Source organism: Mycobacterium sp. 050128 (genome assembly GCF_036409155.1).
In the GTDB taxonomy this organism is placed as follows: domain Bacteria; phylum Actinomycetota; class Actinomycetes; order Mycobacteriales; family Mycobacteriaceae; genus Mycobacterium.
Genome location: NZ_JAZGLW010000001.1, coordinates 1,518,346 through 1,538,507 on the forward strand (window position 1 = coordinate 1,518,346; position 20,162 = coordinate 1,538,507).

General features: G+C 66.5%; 20 protein-coding genes and 1 pseudogene. 7 read left to right on the plus strand and 14 right to left on the minus strand.

Annotated elements, in window-relative coordinates:
- Positions 1 to 7 precede the first annotated feature (7 nt).
- Both SKC41_RS07370 and SKC41_RS07375 read left to right on the plus strand, forming a co-directional pair.
- Positions 8 to 1,294 (plus strand): MFS transporter, encoded by a 1,287-nt coding sequence (locus SKC41_RS07370; protein ID WP_330978785.1) that lies wholly within the window; start codon positions 8 to 10, stop codon positions 1,292 to 1,294.
- A 9-nt stretch (positions 1,295 to 1,303) separates the two neighbouring features.
- Positions 1,304 to 2,077, plus strand: coding sequence for a TIGR03084 family metal-binding protein (locus SKC41_RS07375; RefSeq protein ID WP_330977031.1), 774 nt, complete (start codon positions 1,304 to 1,306; stop codon positions 2,075 to 2,077).
- A gap of 18 nt (positions 2,078 to 2,095) precedes the next feature.
- Here the strand turns inward: SKC41_RS07375 and SKC41_RS07380 are convergent, their stop codons facing one another.
- The 8 genes and pseudogenes from SKC41_RS07380 to SKC41_RS07415 form a co-directional block, all read right to left on the minus strand.
- Positions 2,096 to 3,307 (minus strand): PPE domain-containing protein, encoded by a 1,212-nt coding sequence (locus SKC41_RS07380; RefSeq protein ID WP_330977032.1) that lies wholly within the window; start codon positions 3,305 to 3,307, stop codon positions 2,096 to 2,098.
- Between the two features lie 9 nt (positions 3,308 to 3,316).
- Complete coding sequence (locus SKC41_RS07385) at positions 3,317 to 3,622, minus strand: PE family protein (RefSeq protein WP_330977033.1); 306 nt, start codon at positions 3,620 to 3,622, stop codon at positions 3,317 to 3,319.
- A gap of 180 nt (positions 3,623 to 3,802) precedes the next feature.
- On the minus strand, positions 3,803 to 7,882 hold the full coding sequence (eccCa, locus tag SKC41_RS07390; RefSeq protein WP_330977034.1) for a type VII secretion protein EccCa: 4,080 nt from the start codon (positions 7,880 to 7,882) through the stop codon (positions 3,803 to 3,805).
- A gap of 6 nt (positions 7,883 to 7,888) precedes the next feature.
- Entirely contained in the window at positions 7,889 to 9,385 is a 1,497-nt protein-coding gene (eccB, locus tag SKC41_RS07395) for a type VII secretion protein EccB (protein WP_330977035.1), read from the minus strand.
- 51 nt (positions 9,386 to 9,436) lie between these two features.
- Positions 9,437 to 9,766, minus strand: a complete 330-nt coding sequence (locus SKC41_RS07400) for a DUF2710 family protein (protein WP_330977036.1) — start codon at positions 9,764 to 9,766, stop codon at positions 9,437 to 9,439.
- Between the two features lie 194 nt (positions 9,767 to 9,960).
- Positions 9,961 to 10,263, minus strand: a complete 303-nt coding sequence (locus SKC41_RS07405) for a hypothetical protein (RefSeq protein WP_330977037.1) — start codon at positions 10,261 to 10,263, stop codon at positions 9,961 to 9,963.
- A gap of 139 nt (positions 10,264 to 10,402) precedes the next feature.
- Positions 10,403 to 11,998 (minus strand): DUF5631 domain-containing protein, encoded by a 1,596-nt coding sequence (locus SKC41_RS07410; protein ID WP_330978786.1) that lies wholly within the window; start codon positions 11,996 to 11,998, stop codon positions 10,403 to 10,405.
- Between the two features lie 11 nt (positions 11,999 to 12,009).
- A pseudogene (locus tag SKC41_RS07415) lies at positions 12,010 to 12,343 on the minus strand (hypothetical protein); the annotation flags it as partial.
- 82 nt (positions 12,344 to 12,425) lie between these two features.
- Between SKC41_RS07415 and SKC41_RS07420 the strand changes: the two are divergent.
- Positions 12,426 to 12,569, plus strand: coding sequence for a hypothetical protein (locus tag SKC41_RS07420; protein ID WP_175364318.1), 144 nt, complete (start codon positions 12,426 to 12,428; stop codon positions 12,567 to 12,569).
- Positions 12,570 to 12,579: 10 nt separating this feature from the next.
- Here SKC41_RS07420 and SKC41_RS07425 read toward each other — a convergent pair whose 3' ends face one another.
- The 6 genes from SKC41_RS07425 to SKC41_RS07450 all read right to left on the minus strand — a co-directional run bounded on the left by SKC41_RS07425 (position 12,580) and on the right by SKC41_RS07450 (position 16,744).
- On the minus strand, positions 12,580 to 12,891 hold the full coding sequence (locus SKC41_RS07425) for a DUF2694 family protein (RefSeq protein ID WP_330977038.1): 312 nt from the start codon (positions 12,889 to 12,891) through the stop codon (positions 12,580 to 12,582).
- Complete coding sequence (locus SKC41_RS07430) at positions 12,888 to 13,205, minus strand: ESX-1 secretion-associated protein (protein WP_330977039.1); 318 nt, start codon at positions 13,203 to 13,205, stop codon at positions 12,888 to 12,890. The genes SKC41_RS07425 and SKC41_RS07430 overlap by 4 nt, the downstream gene beginning before the upstream one ends.
- Positions 13,206 to 13,250: 45 nt before the next feature.
- The gene (locus SKC41_RS07435; RefSeq protein ID WP_330977040.1) at positions 13,251 to 14,648 is read right to left on the minus strand and encodes a DUF4226 domain-containing protein; all 1,398 of its coding nucleotides are present in this window, start codon (positions 14,646 to 14,648) and stop codon (positions 13,251 to 13,253) included.
- Positions 14,649 to 14,774: 126 nt separating this feature from the next.
- The gene (locus tag SKC41_RS07440) at positions 14,775 to 15,137 is read right to left on the minus strand and encodes a DUF4226 domain-containing protein (protein WP_330977041.1); all 363 of its coding nucleotides are present in this window, start codon (positions 15,135 to 15,137) and stop codon (positions 14,775 to 14,777) included.
- Between the two features lie 15 nt (positions 15,138 to 15,152).
- The gene (locus SKC41_RS07445) at positions 15,153 to 15,959 is read right to left on the minus strand and encodes a C40 family peptidase (protein ID WP_330977042.1); all 807 of its coding nucleotides are present in this window, start codon (positions 15,957 to 15,959) and stop codon (positions 15,153 to 15,155) included.
- A complete protein-coding gene (locus SKC41_RS07450) occupies positions 15,956 to 16,744 on the minus strand; it encodes a helix-turn-helix domain-containing protein (protein ID WP_330977043.1) in 789 nt (262 codons plus the stop codon). Before SKC41_RS07450 ends, SKC41_RS07445 begins: the two co-directional genes overlap by 4 nt.
- 146 nt (positions 16,745 to 16,890) lie before the next feature.
- Here SKC41_RS07450 and SKC41_RS07455 point away from each other — a divergent pair, with 146 nt between their 5' ends.
- From SKC41_RS07455 to SKC41_RS07470, 4 genes are all read left to right on the plus strand, one after another.
- On the plus strand, positions 16,891 to 17,307 hold the full coding sequence (locus SKC41_RS07455) for a WhiB family transcriptional regulator (protein WP_330977044.1): 417 nt from the start codon (positions 16,891 to 16,893) through the stop codon (positions 17,305 to 17,307).
- A gap of 91 nt (positions 17,308 to 17,398) precedes the next feature.
- Positions 17,399 to 18,781, plus strand: a complete 1,383-nt coding sequence (locus tag SKC41_RS07460) for an acyl-CoA dehydrogenase family protein (RefSeq protein WP_330977045.1) — start codon at positions 17,399 to 17,401, stop codon at positions 18,779 to 18,781.
- A gap of 53 nt (positions 18,782 to 18,834) precedes the next feature.
- Complete coding sequence (locus SKC41_RS07465) at positions 18,835 to 19,830, plus strand: pirin family protein (RefSeq protein ID WP_330977046.1); 996 nt, start codon at positions 18,835 to 18,837, stop codon at positions 19,828 to 19,830.
- A complete protein-coding gene (locus SKC41_RS07470) occupies positions 19,811 to 20,158 on the plus strand; it encodes a GNAT family N-acetyltransferase (protein WP_330977047.1) in 348 nt (115 codons plus the stop codon). Before SKC41_RS07465 ends, SKC41_RS07470 begins: the two co-directional genes overlap by 20 nt.
- Positions 20,159 to 20,162: the final 4 nt, after the last annotated feature.

A 20,162-nucleotide genomic window follows, 5' to 3' on the forward strand; every position in this document is an offset into this window, starting at 1 on the left:
AACCCGGATGCGCTCGCGTGCACCCGTCGAACTATGGCAGTCGGTGCGCGCCATGCCCGATTTCCGGCGGGTGATCCAGGTGCGCATGGCGAGCCAGTTCGGTGATGGTCTTTTCCAGGCGACGGTGGCCGGCGCGCTGCTGTTCAATCCGGACCGGGCGGCCGATCCGCTGTCGATCGCGTTCGCATTCGCGGTGCTGTTCTTGCCCTACTCGCTGCTGGGACCGTTCGCCGGGGCACTGATGGACCGCTGGGACCGCCGCTGGGTGCTGGTCGGCGCCAATGCGTGCCGCATGGTCCTGATCCTGGTGATCGGCACGATTCTCGCGGTACGTGCCGGCGAGATGCCGCTGCTGCTCGGTGCGCTGTTATTCAACGGCTTTTCCCGGTTCGTGGCCTCGGGGTTGTCGGCGTCGCTGCCGCACGTGGTGCCGCGCGAGCAGGTGGTGACGATGAACTCGCTCGCCACCGCCTCCGGCGCCATCGCGGCCTTCTTCGGCGCCAACTTCATGCTGATCCCGCGGTGGTTCGTCGGCGGGAGCGATCGGGGCGCGTCCGTCATCATCTTCATGGCGTTGATTCCGGTGTGCGTCGCGCTGCTGCTGTCCCTGCGGTTCGGCCCGCGGGTGCTCGGACCGGACGACACCAAGCGGGCGATCCACGGATCGGTGCTCTACGCCGTGATCACCGGGTGGTTGCACGGTGCGCGCACGGTGGTGTCTACGCCGACGGTCGCTGCCGCGTTGTCCGGATTGGCATCGCACCGAATGGTGGTCGGTATCAACTCGCTGGTGATCCTGTTGCTGGCGCATCACACGAAAAACCCCGCGGTCGGCGGGCTGGGGATCGCGCTGGTGTTCTTCGCCGCGTCGGGCCTTGGGTCGTTCATCGCCACGCTGCTGACCCCGCCGACGGTGCGTCGCTGGGGGCGTTACGCGGCCGCGAACGGCGCATTGGCCGCGGCCGCACTGGTCCAACTGGCTGGAGTGGGGCTGACACTGCCGGTCATGGTGGGGTGCAGCTTCTTCCTCGGCATCACCGGCCAAACGATCAAGCTGTGCGCCGACTCGGCGATGCAGATGGATGTCGACGACGCGCTGCGCGGCCACGTGTTCGCGGTGCAGGACGCGCTGTTCTGGGTGTCGTTCATCGTCTCGATCACGGTGGCCGCGACGTTGATCCCCGCCGACGGGCACGCCCCGACGTTCGTTCTGTTCGGTTCGGCGATCTACCTGGCCGGACTCGTCGCACACAGTGTCGTCGGCCGGCGCGGTCAGCCGGCGACCACTCGCTAGGAGGTCAAGATGGCTGACGCCGGGCCGATGGTGGCCGACCTGCGTGCCGAAAGCGACGATCTCGACGCGCTGGTGGCGCCGCTGGCCGAGGCGCGCTGGGCCGACCCGACGCCCTCGCCGGGATGGAGCGTCGCACATCAGATCGCCCACCTGTGGTGGACCGATCGGGTCGCGCTGCTCTCGGTCACCGACGAGGCGGGGTTCGCCGAGGTGTTGACCGACGCGATGCAGGACCCCCTCGGCTTCGTCGACGCGGGCGCCGAGGAGCTGGCGGTCACGCCACCGGCGGAACTGCTGGGCGAATGGCGGGCCACGCGGGACCGGCTGCACGACGCGCTGCTCACCGTCGACGAGAGCCGGAAGCTGCCGTGGTTCGGGCCGCCGATGAGCCCGGCGTCGATGGCCACCGCACGGTTGATGGAGACCTGGGCGCACGGGCTGGACGTCGCCGACGCGCTCGGCGTCAAGCGGGCGCCCACCGCGCGATTGCGCTCGATCGCCCATCTGGGGGTGCGTACTCGCGATTACGCGTTCGTGGTCAACGAGCTGGCTCCGCCGTCGGAGCCGTTTCTGGTCGAGCTCCGTGCCCCCGGCGGCGACGTCTGGTCCTGGGGTCCGGCCGATGCGGCCGAACGTGTCACCGGGGCCGCCGAGGACTTCTGCTTCTTGGTGACGCAGCGCCGCCCGCTGAGCGCCCTCGACATCACCGCACATGGGCCCCAAGCGCAGCGGTGGCTCGAGATCGCGCAGGCATTCGCGGGCCCGCCCGGGCCGGGTAGATAGGCGAAAGGGAAGCCGCCGCTAGGTCTCGTCGGTCGGTTCGCCGCCGCCGACGACGACCCGAGCACGGGTGACGTCCTTGTCGGCTTGGCCTTCCTTGCCGTGCCCCAGCATGCCGGCCGGAGACATCGGCATCGGCGAGCCACCCATGCCGCTGCTGGTCGGGGAGGTGGGTGGACGCAGCTCGGAAGCGTTCAGCATGCCGGCGCGCAAGCTGGTCGGCCTACCGCCGGCCTCCGGCTCGAAACTACTGGTCGGACGGGTGTAGCTGGTCAGGCCGGCGCCCGGGAAGCCGCCGCCCCCGCCCACGCCACCGCCCCCTGACGCGCCGCCAAGCGGGCCGGTCGCTCCGGCCAGCATGGCGGGCTCGGCGGCGGCACCAGCCGCGCCTGCGTTGCCCGCGCCGGCCGAGGAAAACGCGCCCGTCAAGGACTGCATCAGGCCCTGCGGCATGCTGGCCATCCCCTGGAAGGCATCCATCGGGGCCTTGACGACCTGTTGCAGCTGGCCGGTCAGGCCGGAGATCATCTGCAGCGGCTGCTGCATCATTGAACTGAGCTGGCTGCCGCCCTCGGCGGGTGCCGCCGCTGCCTGGCCCGCACCCTGCGTCGCCTGACTCCCTGCTTGCATCGCGCCGTTCATTCCGCTCTGCGCCGCCGCCTGTGCCACGGCCGAGGCGGCCGCGGCCGGCGCGGCCGGCGAGGCGCCCATCGGTGCCACCGGTGGGGGAACGGCCAACGCCGCGACGAGCGTGGCCAGCGTGCTGGAGTAGGCCCAGCCGATGGTCGAGTTCGTCGGCCAGTGGTGGCCGTAGTACTCGGCGTCCCGCTCGCCCATAGGCATGGTGTTTTGCCCGAACCAGTTGGTATGGGCCAAAACGATCCACTCGAACCGGTTGGTCAGCGACATCACGGACGGGACGACCGTCGACCTCGCGAGCATGAAGGCCTCGACCGCCGCCGTCGTGACGCCGATCTTCTCCGCGGTCCAGCCCATCAGCGTCTGCAGTCCGGCATTGAGACCGGTACTGGTAATCATCGAGGAGATCGCGCCCACGCCCTGCCAGTGCGCGGCCGTGGCCAGCGCGTTGGCGCTGGAAAGACCGGCCGCGACTCCGTTATTCGTGGTCTCGGTGACCCACACCGCGTTGTTGGCAAGGACCGACGCCGGATTGCCCTCCTCGAAGATCTGAGCAACGATCTCGGGCGGACCTGTCCACCTGGGGTCGGGCATGCCGGCTGCTTAGATCGCGCTCGCGGCCGCACTGGCTGCGTCGACGCCGACGTTTGTGGCAGAGGCAAGACCCTGCGCCCCCGAGAAGGCGGCGCGTTGCCCGGCGTGCTCGGCCGCGGTCGCCAAGTAGGCCGAACCGGTTGCGTTCAGCGCGGCGGCGAATTCGATGGAATCGGCGTCCGGTGCCATCGGCAGCACGCCGACCAGGGCTGCCGAGCCGGCCGCGGTGGTAGCCGCCATCTCCTGGCTGATCGCTCCCTCTGTCGCCGCCGACAAGTCGACGGCGCCCGGCACCATGTCAAACAGACCGCTCATTTTGACCCTCCGTATTTGCGAATGCCCGGTTTCATCCGTGGGGGTATACCCCCTTTTGGCTGGCTCCCCACCAGGCAAGTTGTATCCGTCGAAACATCGCGGAATGGACCGATTCTATGGGGGTCACTGGCAGCTGTCGATTCACCTTTTCGGCACCCCGGCCGGTCGCGCCGATTCGGCCTATTCCGGAGTTCCCACCAGCACACCTTCGATCGCGCCGTCGGTCGTGACGAGCAAGCCGCGCCCCGGCGGTAGCTGCTGGGCGCTGACCCTGGCGAACACCTTTACCGTCGCCGGGTCGTTGTCCATGAATAGGGTCGGTGCTCGCGAACTCGTCATCTTCTGCAGGAATGGATTCGTCACCGAGACCCCCGCCCAGTTTCCGGGCAGGCGCGACGCAATTACGTGCAGGCCTATCTCTCGACTGCGCTCGATCAGCCCCCACATCGGAGCGCTGGCGGCCGCCTTGCCGATCACGCCGTGTGGGCGCAGTTCCTGCTCGTCGTCGATCAGAAGGAAATGGTGCGGGCCTTCCCACGTGCTGCGGCTCAGCAACTCTTCCTGACTCAGACCCGAGGGAGGAAGCCGGTCGCGCATCAGGGCCGCCAACTCCTCGATCACGGTGTCGATGTCGTCGGCGGTATAGGCGTACGCGCGCACATGCGGACCCCGAATTTTGCCGATCAGCGAGGTCTTGGGATCGATGATGGTGATCTGCGCCTGCTCGGGACTAAACCGGCTCATGACCGCCTGCCCGAAGGCGGCCAGGGTCGTCGTCTTTCCGCACAACTGTCGACCCAGCACCAGCATGCTGGGCACCGTTCGAGTCGGTAAATACGTTGGCTGCAAAGCGCTTTCGCCGATGGCGAAGGGAACATTGAACGGGTCGGCGGCCTCATCGGTCTCCGCGAACGCCGCGATGATCTGGGCGAGCTGGATCTGTTCGGGCAGCCGCGCCAGCTTCTCCAGCCTGCCGACGCCGGTCACCTCGGCAATGACCGCACCGAGTTGCCGGGTCGGCACCCGTTCACCGGTAGCCGAGGTGATCTCCGGGACGCCGACCAGCAACTCGTGGCCCTCGCGAGTCACGCCGAACCCGGGCCGGTCCAATGTGTTGCGGGCGGCCTTTCGGCGCTCGAGGCCCTCACCCATCTGGGTTTCGTCCGGATTGCTCAGCCGCAGCTGGATGCGCGCATTGGACACATTGACCAGCGCCTGCTTTTGTCCTACCAGCCACGCCGTGGCGGTGGTCGCGACATGGACCCCGTACGACAAGCCCTGGCGTGCGATCGACACCACGCGGTCTCCCATCGGGGAATCCTTGTCGTACAGGTCGCTGAAGTTGTCGACGACGAGGAAGACGTCGCCGAATTTGTCGGCGGGGTCGGTGCCGCCTTCCCGCTCCGTCCCGAATCGCCGTTCCCGGAATTCGGAGATGTCGATTTGGTACTGCTTGAACGCTGCCTCGCGCGCGAGGATCAAGCCCTCGATCGACGCGACGGTCCGCGAGACGCCCTCTTTGTCCGTTTGGCTGACGACGGATGCCACATGCGGTAGCTCTTCGACGGGGTACAGCGAAGCACCGATGCAGAAGAACGTCACCCGCTCGGGCCGGTACATCAATGCGGCCGAGGTGATCAGCGACATCAGCGTGGTCGATTTGCCGCGCTGGGCGGTCGCCACCACCATGATGTTGTCCATCTCCGCGTCGACGGCGTACACCCGCTGCGCGTGGTCTTCGGGGATGTCGACGACGCCGACCGGGAACACCAGACCGGGGTTGTCGCCGTAGTCGGCGTACCACGGCTTGCGCCGCCAGCTCGCCACCAGCACGTCCATCGTCTCACTGACTTCCAAAGGTGGCAGCCATATTTGGTGGGGTGGACGCGCGCTGTGCGACATCAGCGACTCGCGGATCACGTCGACCAGCTTCTTCTTCCGGAACCCGTCGGAGTGGAACAGGAACTCGTCCGGTTCCTCGGGCTCGTCGGCGACTGCCAACGCTTCGCTGTCGGCTTCACTGAGGGGCTGGTAGGCCCAGGTCAACGCCCGCGGCTGCGAAAAGCTCATCGCTACAGTCTTATTCACGTTGACTGCCCGCTTGGGCACCACGAACGGAGCGGACACATAAAAGCACCGGAACTGCTCGAGGTCGCGCGGCCCCACCTTGAGCAGGGCGTAGCCGTTCTCCTTCGACGGCAGATGCAGCGCCGCGTCGCTGCCGATCACATCGCGGGAATCCTCGGCGGTCTCCGCACGCAGGGCCACCCGAAAGGCGATGTTGCTCTTGACCTTACTGAGCGACGACAAATCCAGCCGCTGGCCGCCCAGCGTGAAGAAGACGTTACAGCCGCGGCCCTCTTGCCCGATGTGGATGACCAGATCGATCCATTCCGGATGATGAATGAACAATTCGAGATATTCGTCGATGATCACCAGCAGAATCGGTACGGGTTCCAGGTCACGACCGGCGAGGCGCATCTCTTCGTACTCGTTGGCGTCGCGGGCCCCGGCCTGGTTGAAAAGACGGTACCGCCGTGCGATCTCACCGTTGACGGCCTTGCGCATGCGCTCGGCCAGGTGACGGTCATCCTTGCCCAGGTTCGACAGCGAACCCGCGACGTGGGGGAATCCCTGTAGATCCTGGGCCGCGGATTCGAACTTCATGTCGACGAAGATCACGATGAACGTCTCGGGGGAGTGCGTCAACGCGATCCCGGTGCATAGTGACAGGAAGTATTCCGACTTGCCGGAGCCGGATGTCCCGATCACCACCGAGTGAAACCCGAAACCGCCAAAGTCTTTGGCGCGCAAAATAATTTGTTGCATCTCGCCGCCTTGCTTGACGCCCACGGGCATCATCGCCCATTTGTGGTCGCCTCGACCGCGGCTCTCACCCCAGAGTCGGTCGACGTCCAGTTCACGGGGGTCACTGATGCCCAGCGCGCGCAGCAATTCGCCACCTTGGCTGTCGGTTTCCGACAGGTCTCCGGCGCTCATCGGGGACCAGCGGGCGAGTGCTCGCGCGTACCGGTTGGCGGTGCTTTCGGCGAGCATGTCCGCCACGGCGTAGAACGTGCCGCGGTGGCTGAGTCTGCCTTCGCGCAGCACGAAACGCTCACTGTCGTCGCTGAATCCGACGCCGAGACCGGCCCGGGTCGCCAGCCGCAACACCGTAATGCCGGCCATGCCCTTCTGCCCGGTTACGCCCTCCCATTGCTCGGGGGTGCCGACATTGTCGTCGACAATCACCCAGTGCGGTCCCAGCGCCAGGCCGGGGCTGGACTCGATCGGCGATGGCATGGATGTCGGGCTCATGCCGACCGGCGGCGTCCACGGTCCCCGGCCCTTACGGTGCAGCTCGGCGTCGAGCGCCTCTTCCAGTTCGGTGGGGGAGGTGAAAATCAACCGGCGCAGTCCGCACGCGTCGAACATCTCGTCGTGCTGGTTGTGCGGCAGCCACACCAGCCACGACCACAACTCAGGGTGGCGGGTGACCACCATGACTTTGAGATCGCTGGAGCTGTGGTAGACGGCCAGCGAGCACAGGATCGAACGGGCCAGGCTGTGCAGTTCACCCGGATCATCGCCGACGAAGCTGAAACCGGGTTTCGACCGCAGGCTCAGCACCTTGCCGATTCCGCGGATCTTGCTCTGTTCGAGGATGAAATCCCTTAGCGCACCCCCGGTTACGGGTTCGAGCTCTTCGCCGATCGGAACGTCGGGCCACTGCAGTGACACCGCGGATTCGCTGGCTTGCTGAATCCCGATCCCCAGCCGAACGTCGAGGAAGTCCGGGTCGGCGGGGCGCCGTTCCCACATCCGCGGCCCACCGATCACGGTATCCAGCTTCTGCGGATCGCCGTGCACGAACAGCTGGCTGCGTCGCTGATCCTGGGCGGCGCGTTGCACTTCGTCGCGGTCGTCGTCGAGCTGGCGCAGGTAGGCCCGGCGTTGCTTTTCTTGTTCGCCCCAACTGATTCGGCGCCCGCGCCCCAATCGCCCGCTGAACATCAGCGTGCCGAACCCGACCAGACCGATCATCGGGAAGAAGCCCGACTGCAGGGATCGGATGCCGGATGCGTACATCACCACCAGCGTGCCGATGATTCCGACGAGCAGCGCGGGAATCGCGATCATCAGCAGGATGTTGCGGGGCTCACGCTCGGGCAATGCCAGCGGTGCGGCGACGGCGATGCGCGCCGGTGGAACATTCGGCGCGGGCTTGCGGCCGCCGCGGACGAAACCTCGTTTGGACATTGTTGTTTAACCCCCGCCTGCCAGCTCGTTGAGATCGGGAATCGGCGCTACCGCACCGCCTCCCGAGACGGCGTCACGCGCCACCAGTGCTGCGTCACGACCGATCGCGGGCCCGGGCGCGAAGGTGCGCACAATCGGCCAGGGCGCTTGGACCGCGAGCTTTGGATCGAGCCCCAGCGCCTGCAAGGTGGCGTGGTCGGATTGGATACCGTAGCGAACACCTTGCGGCGAAATCCAATACAAGCTCTCACGGCTGTCGGCCGTCGCGACGCCGCTGGTTGTCGCAACGAAGTTCGCCGCACCCGGCAGCATCAAAGTCTGTTGTGCCTCAGCGGAATTGGGGTCACGATCGTCGCGGACCAGGCTAACCACCCGGGAATCCATACCGATCGAAACCGGCAAACCGCGCCCGCTGAAGATAGTGATACGAGCCTGCGGGTCGCCCGATTGCTTCTCCCAGCCCACGCACGTTGCCGGATTTGCGGACGTATCAATGAATTCCAGCTTCTCCGAAGGGTAGTAGTCGACATCGAGGACGTCGACCACCGGGATCTGAATCAGTTTGTCGGGGGCGACCAGGGTGGGTGTCGTCGAGCCCTCCGAATCCGCGGTCCGTAAGAGGTCCGCGACGAAGCTGGTGATCTTCTGGACGCCGTCGGGCAGCAGCACGTAGAAGCCGTTGACGGTGCCGCTCGCGTCGCGGGTTTCCAGGACCCTGCCCACAATGGAACCGGGCAGCCACCGCGACGGCGTGCCACGGCCCGGAATGACCGGCAGTACAATAGGTTCCGTTGACGGCATCGCGTCGAACAGGGCGTTAGAGATTTCGATCGGATACGTCACACCTGGATCGAGACCGAGGTTGAATGTCACCGACCGGTCCGCTGGATCAATGCGGGACCGCTGCCCGTGCCAGATCACATACGTTGCGCCCTTGTGGGTTGCCAGGATGGCCTGCTTCGGGTGCATCGGCTCCGACCGGCCGATGGGGGACAGCTGACCGGCGATGGCGGTCACCACCGGCGCGGTTCCACTGCCGCGGGCGGCTGCGGCGTCGCAGACCGACCAGGCCGATTCGGCGCTCGACGTGATCGGCAAGCTGTCGGGCGCTCCGGGGATGCCGATGATCGGGCCCGTCGGGTACTTCGCGATCTCGCTGGCTCTGACCCACGTCGGGGCCCCGGCACTGCCGACCGCCAATCGGGCCGAGGTCAAGTTGAGTGCGGGATAGAGCCGGCCGTTGATCCTCGCGTAGACGGCACCGGTGTCGCGGTCCCCGATGATCGACGACTGGCCGACCAGGCCCGAGGGCTTCATGACATGAAGCAACGCCATCCACCCGACGCCGATCAGCACGAGCACGATCGACAGCGCCACGGCCGCTTGTTGTTTGCGGTCGTCGTGCTTCATCCGCACCGAGAACCGGGTGATCGCAGCGCGCAGCCGTCGGTTGTAGAACAGGTGCCCCGAATTCTGATCCCGGTTGGACAGATTGAGTGGCACGGTCAGTCTCCTTTAGGCGGTCGATGCAGGATTGCTGCATCGACACCGACATCAATGCAGTTCGCCGCCGTACCTGGCCCGATTCTCGGCTTCTGCCTCCTCGCGAATCGCCGCGATCGCGAGGTTCAACCTGTCCGCTAATTCTGCGTGACCGTAACCGGTCATCACGCCAGGATGCAGCGACAACTCGACCAACCTGCCGTCGGAATTCGTCACGGCGCGAATATCCCCCAAGTCCACGCTGTACGTGACCGTCTCGGCTTGCGCGACAAGGGCTTCCCACTTGTCGGCTGCCTCGCTCAGCTCACGCAGAACCGCTTCGACGAGATCTCTGTCTTTTAGGTCGCTATGTTCGCTGCGACCGCCCGACCCCGCCACCATGTCAGTATCATCGACCCCTCCAACCAGCGTCAATTCACAATTTGACGAGTGGCTGGGCGGACGCGAATGGGGGAGTGTCCGTCAATCCTCGCAGTGGCGTTCGTAATCCCAGCGTTCCAGCCAGGCGGAGAGGTGGTGAATTCCGACGCTGATCACCAGCAGCACGACGCCTTCAGCGACCATCAGAAGTTCGTTCACAGTCGGTCCATCTCTCGGGCCGTCGCCGCCTGCTCGAAGTAGCTCATCCGCCGTGGCGGGTAGTGGCGGCGCGGCTCATGCTCGATGCTGACGCTCAGGACCAGGCGTTGCCAGAACGTGGTGAGCCAGGGACGCGGGCGCGGTGCGGGGTGGGGCCGCGCGCCGGCGACGGCCGCGGCCGTGGCGAACATGACCTGGCGTTCGGTGATGAGGACAGGCTCCGGGGCCATACTGTGCTGCGGTTGCCTGGGTGCAGCGGTATCACGATGCAGCACCGCGGTTTTCGGGATGGCTAGCATTTCGATCACCTGAGAGGGGTTTGCGCCCGGTCGGTCCGGCCGTCAATCAAAATCTAGGGAGTCCCCGGTGTTGAGCGCATGCGTAGTCGACTACCTGTCTCGCCACGACGAACCCGCGCGATATCGGCTATAGCTGCGGTCAGGACTCGGCGGTCCACTGGCTGGCCGGGGGTTCATCGAGCTTCTGGAACCACGCCAGGTGATAGTTCGCCGACGTCGCATCGCCGGTGACACTGCTTTCGGTGGCGGCCAGCAATAGACAGTTGAGCAATAGTGCGGGCACGACGTCCGGGTACTGGCTCAGCAGCTGATAGCGGGCGGTGTCGAGATGCACACGCAGCAGATCGGCTTCCTCCTCCACGACACCGGTGCCCGACGTGGCGGCTTTCGCCAAGGTGTGCACCAACCGGGGAAGTCCGTCCCGCCAGTGCGTGACTCGACCCAGCTCCCACCCGAGATCTTCGACGGGCGGCAGTTCGCGGGCCTGCACCGAAGATTCGGTCGGCGGGAAGTCTGTCGCACGGCCGACTCGATCGCCGGGGGTGTAGGTCGCGGTCAGGGTCGCCTCGCCGAGCAGTGCGGAGGCTTTACCCCTGCGGCGGCCGGGTGCAAGCAACCGCACGCCGACCGGGAGCGCGATGCCCGGCGGAATCCAGCCGTGCGCGAGGTCGGTGACCAGCAGTGTGGTGCCGTCGGCGAGATCGCCGACCGCCCAGTTCAACCCGGGTTCTTGGCGGACGACATACGCCAGCAGCCGGTGCAGCCGTTCCGAATCGGATTCGACGGCAACAAGAGCCGCAGGCGCTTCCAGCGGTTGCGGCTCGGGTTCCGGTTCTGGCTCGCTGACGGCCACCGGCTCAGGTTCGCTCACGACCAACGGTTCCCGCTCGGGCTCAGGTTCGGGTGCGGGCTCGCTGACGGCCACCGGCTCCGGTTCCGGATCCGGCTCGGGTGCGGGCTCGCTGACGAGTTCCGGTTCCGGTTCCGGCTCGGGTTCGGATTCGGGCTCGCTGACGGCCACCGGCTCCGGTTCCGGATCCGGCTCGGGTGCGGGCTCGCTGACGAGTTCCGGTTCCGGTTCCGGCTCGGGTTCGGATTCGGGCTCGCTGACGGCCACCGGCTCAGGTTCGCTCACGACCACCGGTTGCGGCTCGGGTTCGGGTTCGGGTTCGGGCTCGGGTTCGCTCACGGCCACCGGCTCAGGTTCGCTCACGACCTCGGGTTCCGGTTCCGGTTCCGCCTCCGGCTCCGGCTCCGGTTCCGGTTGCGGCTCTGGTTCGGGCTCGGGCTCGGGCTCGCTCACGGCAGGTTCCGCTGGCGGGACTAGCTTTTCCAATCGCGCGGTCTCGGATTCCGCGTCGACTGCGGCCGCCGAGACTTCCTGCTGCAGCGGAACCGCGACGTCCACGGTGGTCTCCTCGGACGGAGCTCGATGCCGGCCACCCGAAACGTCGTCGTCATTGGCGGCAACCTCAGTCACCGGCTCCTCAACAGGTACCGCGGGCTGCGCGGGGATGACCGGGATGACCTGGGTCTGATCGAGCGTCCGAGGTCTGATTTCGGGCTCCGTCACCGGGACCACCGGGATGACCTGGGTTTTGTCGGCCGCTGACGCGCCGACATCGGGTTCGGCCGCCGGGACCGCCGGGATGACTTGCGTCTTTTCCATGTCGGCCGTGCTGAAACGTCGCGCGACCTGCGCGGTTTGGCGTCGCGCGCGCGTCTGCGCCTTCATCAAGTCCAGCTGGCGAATGGTCGATTCGACGCGCCGCACGGCGCGGGCACGCGCCTCGTCGATGACGCGGGCCTCTGCCGCCCGCCGGCCCACATCGGTGAGTCCCGCTCGCTTGACCATCCCCAACTGCTTGTTGGCGCTGGCGGTGATTTGCTGCAGATCCTTTTCGAGATACTCTGCGAGAGTTACGGTTTCGTCTGTCGCCATCGACAGTTCGGCAGGCCAAAGCCCACCGATCACCCACGGGGTGCAATCGACAGGAGAGCTGAAGGCCGGCATCGACAATGATTCCCGGGTAGCTCTCCGGAGGCGCTGGCGCGCCGTCTTTCGACCGAAGATCGCCACCGCGTCAGACTACCGACATATTCCGAACGCTCTTTACCGAAGGTGAATTGTGCAGGTGGGAGCGGCTCGGTAGCGTAGGGCCATGGTTGATTCTGCGCTGCAGCAGCAACTCGATGAGGTGCGCACCCTGCTCGGCCGCGCACGAGAGTTGTTTGGCGCCAACCCCATCGAGCCACCAACCGATATTGCACCCGATCCCGACGCCGTCAAAACCTGGTTGATCTAAACCCGAACGGTTAGTCGGCGCCGTCGCGGCGGCGCAGCTTGTGCGCCAGCAGCTTCTCGATCGCCGCATCGAGGTCGTTCGGGGTCGGGACCTCCGCCGACGGGGTGTGTCCGGCCGCCACGATCTCATAGCGAACCTCCAGCAACGCCTTCAGCCAGGAAACATCAGCGGTCAACAGGATGCCCTGCGCCAAGGTCGCAGCGTCGGTATCCATCGCCTCTTCGCTCAGCGCAACGCTGTGCATGTAACCGCCGCGGCACGAGCGGACGAGGATGTGCCCACTCGGGTGAACGGTGTCGAACGCGGGATTGGCGTCGGTCATCGACCGCCGTCGACGACGCGACCGAGTTCGCCGGCCGCATCTTGTTCATGCTGATCCCATGTCGTGGCCGTCACGGTCAGGTTGTGCGCCATGTCGGCGTGGTCGTCGGCCTGTTGCTCGTAGCACTGGCGTCTCAGTTCGAGCAGTTCACGTCCGGCGTCGCGAAGTTCACCGAAGATAGGCCCCAGCGAGTCCAGGCTCTCCTGGATGGCGGCATGCGACGACGGAACGGTGCGCAAGTAGTCGGAGGTCTCCTGATGATGCGCAGCTGCTTCACGTAAGTGCGCGGGCACCACATGGATTCGATCTGCCATCCGCTTTCTCCTGTTTCTGCGCCGCCGGCCGGTCCGGCGAATTCACTATTGTCCAGTGGTCGGCGTGGCCGCCGGCCGGGTCGGTGTCGGTGCGTCGGTCCTGGCTGGCGCGGTCGCGGTCGCCGCGGCCGGCGGATGCTCCCAGCCTAGGAAGCTCGGCCCGCTTACGGTGGCGATGTGCTGAATCTGGCCATCGAGGAGGGCCTTGGCGTGGCCGAGGGCCAGCGCATGGCGATCGGTGAAGATTCCGACGTCTCCCGGTCCGACTTGTACCGGATCAATCGGATTGGCGACTGCGGTTCCGGGTGCGGGAATGGTGATTCCCTGCTGATGGAACGCGTCCGGGATCGGCGCACCGCCCACCGCGGCCTCGATGGCCGCCGCCAGCTGGGGGCTGGCCGCCGTCACCGTGTCGCCGTCGGGCAGGGTAACCGTCGTCGGGCCCGCGGGCGCCGATTCCGCCGTTGACACCTCCGCACCGTGCTCGTCGTCTTTGTGTTCGTCCGGGTCATCCAATTCGTGATCGGTTGGGTTCGCGTCGGGGTCTTCGTCGTCCAGGCCCGCCAGGGCCGGATCAGATTCGCTGCCCTCCGCACGCCCGGGCAGCGGCAGCCCGCCCGGCGTCCCCCAACCACCCATCGAACCTGGTCCCGGCGCCGACCCCAGCCCAAGATTGGGAATCCCCGGCATCGCCGACGGCATCGCGGACGGCGGCGCGCTCTCGGCCGGCCCGGGCCCCGAATCCCCGGTCAACAGGCCAGGGTCATCGGCCAGCAGCGAATCCAGTAGCGGATCGTCACCGGCGGCGGCCGGATCGGCTGCCCGTACGGGCGAGGCAACCGAGGCCGGCCGGGTCTCGCCGGCAACGCTCGGCACGCTCTTCGAGGCGTCGTAGAGCGAGGTCCACGCGGCCATCAGTGCTGACTTCGACGTGTCGTCGAGGCTGGCGGTCATCACCACGGCGCGGATGTCCCTGAGCTTGCCGATCAGGAATCGCTGAAAGTCGCGTGCACCCGCCGGAGTGTCCAAGTCCGATCGGGTTTGCACTGCAGCCTCGGTCTCGCGTTGCAAGGCGCTCAGCGCTTCAGCGCCTTCGACCGTATTTAGGTGGGCGTTCATGATGGCCGAGATCACTTGCAAATCCAGCTGGGAGCTAGCCGAATTCTGGTGTGCCAGAGCGGCTTCAGCGCCTGCGATGGCTTCGGCGGCGGCTCCCTCGGACTGCTGCGGCGACGGAGCAGGCGGTTGCGCCCCGGAGCCGAACAGGCCCGGATGCTGCCTGCGGATCTTGGCCAGAATCGTGTCGAGTTGTTCCGGATGTGTCGTGGGGGTGATCACCGCGGCCAGCTCCGTTGGGGTCAGGCCTGCCTGCCACGCGTTCGGGTCACCGGTGCGGTCGCGCACAACTCTGACCGTGGCAAGCAGCTCGTCATACGTCGACATCGGCTAGCCAAACGCCGCTGCGGCCCAACGCGGGCGGTGTCGCGACCCCTCCATGCCGGGTGACAGTACTGAGGCCCTGAGCTGTGGACAATTCACCGCGACGCGGCTGTGGATAACAGCCTGGCGCTATCCCGCGGATACGCCGTATTGTGCCCGCAGGCCTTTCAGCACAGCACTTTTCGCCCGATCAAGCTCGCACGCGTCCGCCACGACCGCCGCGATCTCACGTTGCTTGGCAACCAGAAACTTCTGAAACTCCCTCGCCCCCATGGGCGTGTCGACGCCCAGGCTCCGCTGCTGCGGAACGGCACGCTCGATCTCGTCGCCGATCGCATCCAGACGTCTGATGCTCTCCCGCATCGCGGCGTGCGCGCTGGCAAGCACGTCCATTAGCGCACAGTCTGCCTCGGCGACCGAGTCATGCCGGGTCGCCATCGCCGACTGCCGCGCCTGAATGGCGGTTAGCGAGTGGCCAGTCTGTTCCGACATACGCTCAACCTAATCTCATATCGGCCGACGAATCGCGACGTAGTTTCCCAACCGGCTGATCCGCACAGAGGCGCCCGAGTAGGGGGCTTCGACGACGAGATTGTTGCCGATCGCCATCTGCACATGTCCGGTGTGCGGGAAGACGAGATCGCCGGGCCTGACTTGCGAACGGGGCACCGGGATTCCGTCATTGATCTGCTGATATGTGGTGCGGTCCAAATGAATCCCCGCCCGCGCGTATGCCCACTGCACCAACCCGGAACAGTCGAACTGATCGGGGCCGGTCGCGCCCCACACATACGGGCGGCCCAGCCGAGACAACGCCGCGCGCACCGCAATTCCGGCACGACTACTCGGCGACGGCAACCGCAGGCCGCGGTGGTGCAGCATTCGGTAGCGCAGTGCGCGCAGCGCCGCCGAATGCCGACGGGCGCGCAGCCGAGCGGTCAACACGTGTGCCCGCTGGGCGCGCAGCCGTGCGGCTCGACGGCGCATCGCGTCACGCTGGGCCATCGGCGCTATCGAGGTGACGGCGGCATCGGCGCGGGCCTCGTCGAGGACGTTCTTAGTCAGCTCACGGGCTTGCGCCCGGTCGCGGTGGGCGTCGGCGATAACGCCCGCGGCCGCGGCGTCCGTGCGCGCCGCCGAGAGCAGCGCTTCGTGGCCCCGCTTTGCTTGAAATTGATAATTTCCTTGTCCCACAACGGTATTCACTGACGATGGCGACACCACATGGTAAGGCGCAACCAGCTGTGGCTGCCGGGTGCTGCCCGCGAACAACTCGTGAGCTCGGCTCAACGCCTCGATTTCACTTTCGGTCATCGGTCCCCCTCGCCGCTGCCCTCATCAACGGGTTCCTGGCTCGTCGACCCCACCGCGTCGGCGAACGCACGGACGCGGGGGAGTACCCCCGCCGGGATCACCCCGCGGTTGCGGATGTCCCACATCTCGTCACTGCTCACACCGAGCAGCGCCGCGATGATCGCGTCCGGCAGCGACGACCGCGCACAGGCCTGGTCGAATCGCGCGCTCAAACTGGTCGGCATCCGCTTGAGCAGCGCGCTGCGCGTTTCCTCGAGCGCCCGAAGATGCTCCATCAGCCGGTCGGTCGAGTCGGCTCCGGCGTTCACGGCAACCCGCCATGAGCTGGCGGCTAGCATCTCGGCCTTCACGCACTGCGCGATCACAGAGAGAATATACGTCTCATATTCGTTTGATGTCGTCGCCGGCAGACGATCGATGACAGATTTCAGCGCATCGAGCTGGGCTTCGGCATATCCTTCCAGCACGTCGGTGTCGCTGTGGCGGTCGACAACCACCGCCCCGGTGCGCGGCGGCGACATCGTTTCGGGGGGCTGCGCGGCGATCAATCGGGCCAGTTCGGCATCCGGATCGGCGGCCACCAACAGCCGCGAGTAGGTGCCTGGCGGCAAACCCAGGCCGTTTTCGACCTTCTGAACAGTGCTTTTATGGGCCTTACGCGCGCCGCGTTCCAGATAGCTCAATCCCATGATGCTGACGCCGGTCGCGGCAGCAAGCTCCGCTAGGGACCAGTCACGCGACTCACGCAATGCCCGGATGGCCGCGCCTGCCGATTCACGGCTCACCCGCTGGCTCCGGCCATAGGCCGGATATTACACAGCCAGCCCGCTATCGCTATGTATATACGCTTTTATCACGTTTCTCTTGCGCCGGGCGGGCTCCTGTGTATACGCTTTCGTATATGTTTCGCCCCTTAGCCGAGGAGACTGACATGGGCCACCCCTGCGCAACCGACCCGGAACTGTGGTTCGGCTACCCCGATGACGACGGCGGTGACGGCGCGGCCAAGGCGCGTGCCTATGAACGATCCGCCACCGAGGCGCGGATCCAATGCCTGCGTCGCTGCCCGCTGGCACAGCAGCGCCGATGTGCGCAATACGCCATCGCACATCGTGAGGAGTACGGCGTGTGGGCGGGCGTCAAGCTTCCCGGCGGCCAGTACCGCAAGCGTGACCAGCTCGCGCGCGCCCACGACATCCTGCGACGTATCGCCACCGGCGAGATCAACTCCCGGCAACTGCCCGAGAACGCGGCGTTGCTGGCGCGCAGCGAGCACGAGACCATCCCGGTTCCCGCAGTAGTGCTGCACCTGCCGATCGCGCAGGTTGGCCCGCGTTCGGCCGCCTGACCGGTGCACGGTGCCCGTGAACGTTTGTTCACCGAGTCGACCGGGTAGTCGACCGCGACGGAACACCAGACCGTCGACCCGGAGGCGCACCATGACGTTCGACCTGACACCGACGGCCGCGCAGCACGACCTTGCTCGGCGGGCACACGAATTCTCCGAATCCGTGATCCGTCCGGTCGCGCTCGAATACGACCAGCGGCAGGAGTTTCCCTGGCCGGTCCTCGAAGAAGCGGCCCAGCGCGGCTTCTACAGTCCGCTGTTCTACCGCGACCTGATCGGTGATCGCACCGGCCTGTCCCTGCCCATGTTTATGGAGGAGTTGTTCTGGGGCTGCGCCGGAATCGGTCTGGCGATCGTGATGCCGGCGCTGGCTCTTTCGGCGATCGGTCAGGCCGCGTCTCCCGAGCAGATGCTGCAGTGGGCGCCTGAATGTTTCGGCACCCCAGGCGATCTCAAGCTGGCCGCACTGGCGATTTCCGAACCCGAGGGCGGCAGCGACGTGCGCAATCTGCGCACCCGGGCACACCGCGAAGGTGACGACTGGATCATCGACGGCCACAAGATGTGGATCGGCAACGGCGGCATCGCCAACGTGCACGTGGTCAATGCCGTCGTCGACGAGGAGCTCGGCCACCGCGGCCAGGCCCTCTTCGTGGTGCCGGGCGGCACCCCCGGACTGGAACTGGTGCGCAAGCTCGACAAGCTGGGCTGCCGCGCGTCCCACACCGCGGAGTTGCGGTTCAACGGCGTTCGCGTTCCGGGCGCCAATTTGCTTGGCGGACAAGAGAAGCTGGAGCATAAACTCGCCAAGGCCCGCGAGGTCGTCGCGGGGGGACAGCGCTCGGGCTCGGCGACGCTGGGCACGTTCGAACAGACCCGTCCGATGGTCGCCGCCCAGGCGATCGGCATCGCGCGTGCGGCATTGGAGTACGCGACGGCATATGCCACGGAGCGCGAGGCGTTCGGCGGACCCATCATCGACAACCAGGGCATCGCCTTTCCGTTGGCCGATCTGGCGACCCAGATCGACGCGGCCCGGCTGTTGACCTGGCGGGCTTCCTGGATGGCGGCCAACGAAGTCCCCTTCGAGCGTGGTGAGGGCTCGATGGCCAAGCTCGCCGCCAGCGAGGTCGCGATCAAGGCCACCGAGCGCGCGCTCCAGACCATGGGCGGCTGGGGCTACATCACCGACCACCCCGTCGAGAAGTGGTACCGAGACGCCAAGCTGTACACCATTTTTGAGGGCACCAGCGAGATTCAGCGGATGGTCATCTCGAATGCGTTGGGCGCCGCCGTTGGCACTCCGCCGCTGCACGTCGTGCTGGAACCGTCCGGCGGCCCGCTGAACCGGATCTTTGGCCGCGGCACCCCGCTGCGGTCCCGCGCCGCCGACGCCGCGCTGTCGGTCAAGGATCAGATCCCCGACCCGATCATGCGGGTGGCCATGCAGATGCTGCGGCCGCCGGGCAGATAGGCCGGCGAGCGCGGGTACCTTCGCCATATCACGCCCGCAACGAAGGGTGCACGGTGAGCAATCTCGAGACCGCCCCGGCCGAAATCGCCTGCAGTGCTGCACGGGTTGCGGGGACCGAGGTGCTACATCCGCGCGAGGTTCCGCTCGGCGGCCCGCGGGGCATCCGGGTGCAACGCACCCTGCCGCAGCGACAGCGATCGCTGATCGGAGCCTGGTGCTTTATCGACCATTACGGCCCCGTTCGAGCGCGCATGGATGTACCCCCTCATCCGCACACGGGACTACAGACGGTGAGCTGGCTGTTCACCGGAGAAGTGGAACACCGCGACAGCGCAGGAGTGCACGCCGTCATCCGGCCCGGCGAGTTGAATCTCATGACCGCGGGTGCGGGAATTTCTCATTCCGAGGTGTCGGTCGGATCGGACGCTGTTTTGCACGGCGTGCAGCTGTGGGTCGCCCTGCCCGATTCCGATCGCGACACCGGACGCGGCTTCGCTCACTATGTGCCAGACCCCATCTCTTTGGCGGGCGCGCAAGCGCGGGTGTTCTTGGGCGAGGTGGTCGGCAGCCGGTCTCCAGTGCATACGTTCACACCGCTACTCGGAGCCCAGATCGATCTCGACGCGAACGCCGAACTGCACCTCGACGTCGACCCGGCGTTCGAGCACGGCGTGCTCTGCGATGAGGGGACCGTAGCGATGAGCGGAACGACTCTGACGGTCGCCGCGCTCGGCTATCAAGGCCCGGGCAGCGCCGCGGTCCACCTGCGCAATGTTGGGGATCAGCCCGCGCGGGTAGTGCTGTTGGGGGGCGCCCCCTTCACCGAAGAGCTGCTGATGTGGTGGAACTTCGTCGGGCGCACCCACGACGAGATCGTCGGGTATCGCCAGCTGTGGGAGGACGCCGACGCACGCTTCGGCGCCGTCGACGGCTACCGGGGCACGGTGAAGCGACTGCCGGCCCCACCGCTGCCGACCGCCCGGCTACGGCCGCGACCAATACCGCACGAACCGAATGGGAGGAAACGACATGACGACCACGACCGATAAGACCGGCGCGGAGACCACCGTCACCGAGGGGCATCAGACGTATGCCATCGCCGTCGAAGGCAAGACGGTCGGCCACGCCGATTACGCCGACCGCGGCGAGCAGCGCGTTTTCTACCACACCGTCGTCGACCCAGAATTCGGCGGACGCGGCCTGGCGACCATCCTGGTCGAGGAGGCCCTGAACGGGGCGCGCGACGCCGGCAAACGAATCGTCCCGGTGTGCTCGATGTTCCAGACCGTGCTCAAGAAGCACCCCGAATTCGACCAGGTCACCGACCCCGTCACCGACGAGGTCCGAGAATGGGTGCAAGCCCAGCCGAGCAGCTAGCTGG

Bases quoted from the DNA above. Each gene is read 5' to 3' on its own strand.
- SKC41_RS07370 (WP_330978785.1), top strand. From the start codon at position 8: ATGCGCTCGCGTGCACCCGTCGAACTATGGCAGTCGGTGCGCGCCATG.
- SKC41_RS07375 (WP_330977031.1), top strand. From the start codon at position 1,304: ATGGCTGACGCCGGGCCGATGGTGGCCGACCTGCGTGCCGAAAGCGAC.
- SKC41_RS07380 (WP_330977032.1), bottom strand. From the start codon at position 3,307: ATGCCCGACCCCAGGTGGACAGGTCCGCCCGAGATCGTTGCTCAGATC.
- SKC41_RS07385 (WP_330977033.1), bottom strand. From the start codon at position 3,622: ATGAGCGGTCTGTTTGACATGGTGCCGGGCGCCGTCGACTTGTCGGCG.
- eccCa (WP_330977034.1), bottom strand. From the start codon at position 7,882: ATGTCCAAACGAGGTTTCGTCCGCGGCGGCCGCAAGCCCGCGCCGAAT.
- SKC41_RS07400 (WP_330977036.1), bottom strand. From the start codon at position 9,766: ATGGTGGCGGGGTCGGGCGGTCGCAGCGAACATAGCGACCTAAAAGAC.
- SKC41_RS07405 (WP_330977037.1), bottom strand. From the start codon at position 10,263: ATGCTAGCCATCCCGAAAACCGCGGTGCTGCATCGTGATACCGCTGCA.
- SKC41_RS07410 (WP_330978786.1), bottom strand. From the start codon at position 11,998: ATGAAGGCGCAGACGCGCGCGCGACGCCAAACCGCGCAGGTCGCGCGA.
- SKC41_RS07420 (WP_175364318.1), top strand. From the start codon at position 12,426: ATGGTTGATTCTGCGCTGCAGCAGCAACTCGATGAGGTGCGCACCCTG.
- SKC41_RS07425 (WP_330977038.1), bottom strand. From the start codon at position 12,891: ATGACCGACGCCAATCCCGCGTTCGACACCGTTCACCCGAGTGGGCAC.
- SKC41_RS07430 (WP_330977039.1), bottom strand. From the start codon at position 13,205: ATGGCAGATCGAATCCATGTGGTGCCCGCGCACTTACGTGAAGCAGCT.
- SKC41_RS07435 (WP_330977040.1), bottom strand. From the start codon at position 14,648: ATGTCGACGTATGACGAGCTGCTTGCCACGGTCAGAGTTGTGCGCGAC.
- SKC41_RS07440 (WP_330977041.1), bottom strand. From the start codon at position 15,137: ATGTCGGAACAGACTGGCCACTCGCTAACCGCCATTCAGGCGCGGCAG.
- SKC41_RS07445 (WP_330977042.1), bottom strand. From the start codon at position 15,959: ATGACCGAAAGTGAAATCGAGGCGTTGAGCCGAGCTCACGAGTTGTTC.
- SKC41_RS07455 (WP_330977044.1), top strand. From the start codon at position 16,891: ATGGGCCACCCCTGCGCAACCGACCCGGAACTGTGGTTCGGCTACCCC.
- SKC41_RS07460 (WP_330977045.1), top strand. From the start codon at position 17,399: ATGACGTTCGACCTGACACCGACGGCCGCGCAGCACGACCTTGCTCGG.
- SKC41_RS07470 (WP_330977047.1), top strand. From the start codon at position 19,811: ATGACGACCACGACCGATAAGACCGGCGCGGAGACCACCGTCACCGAG.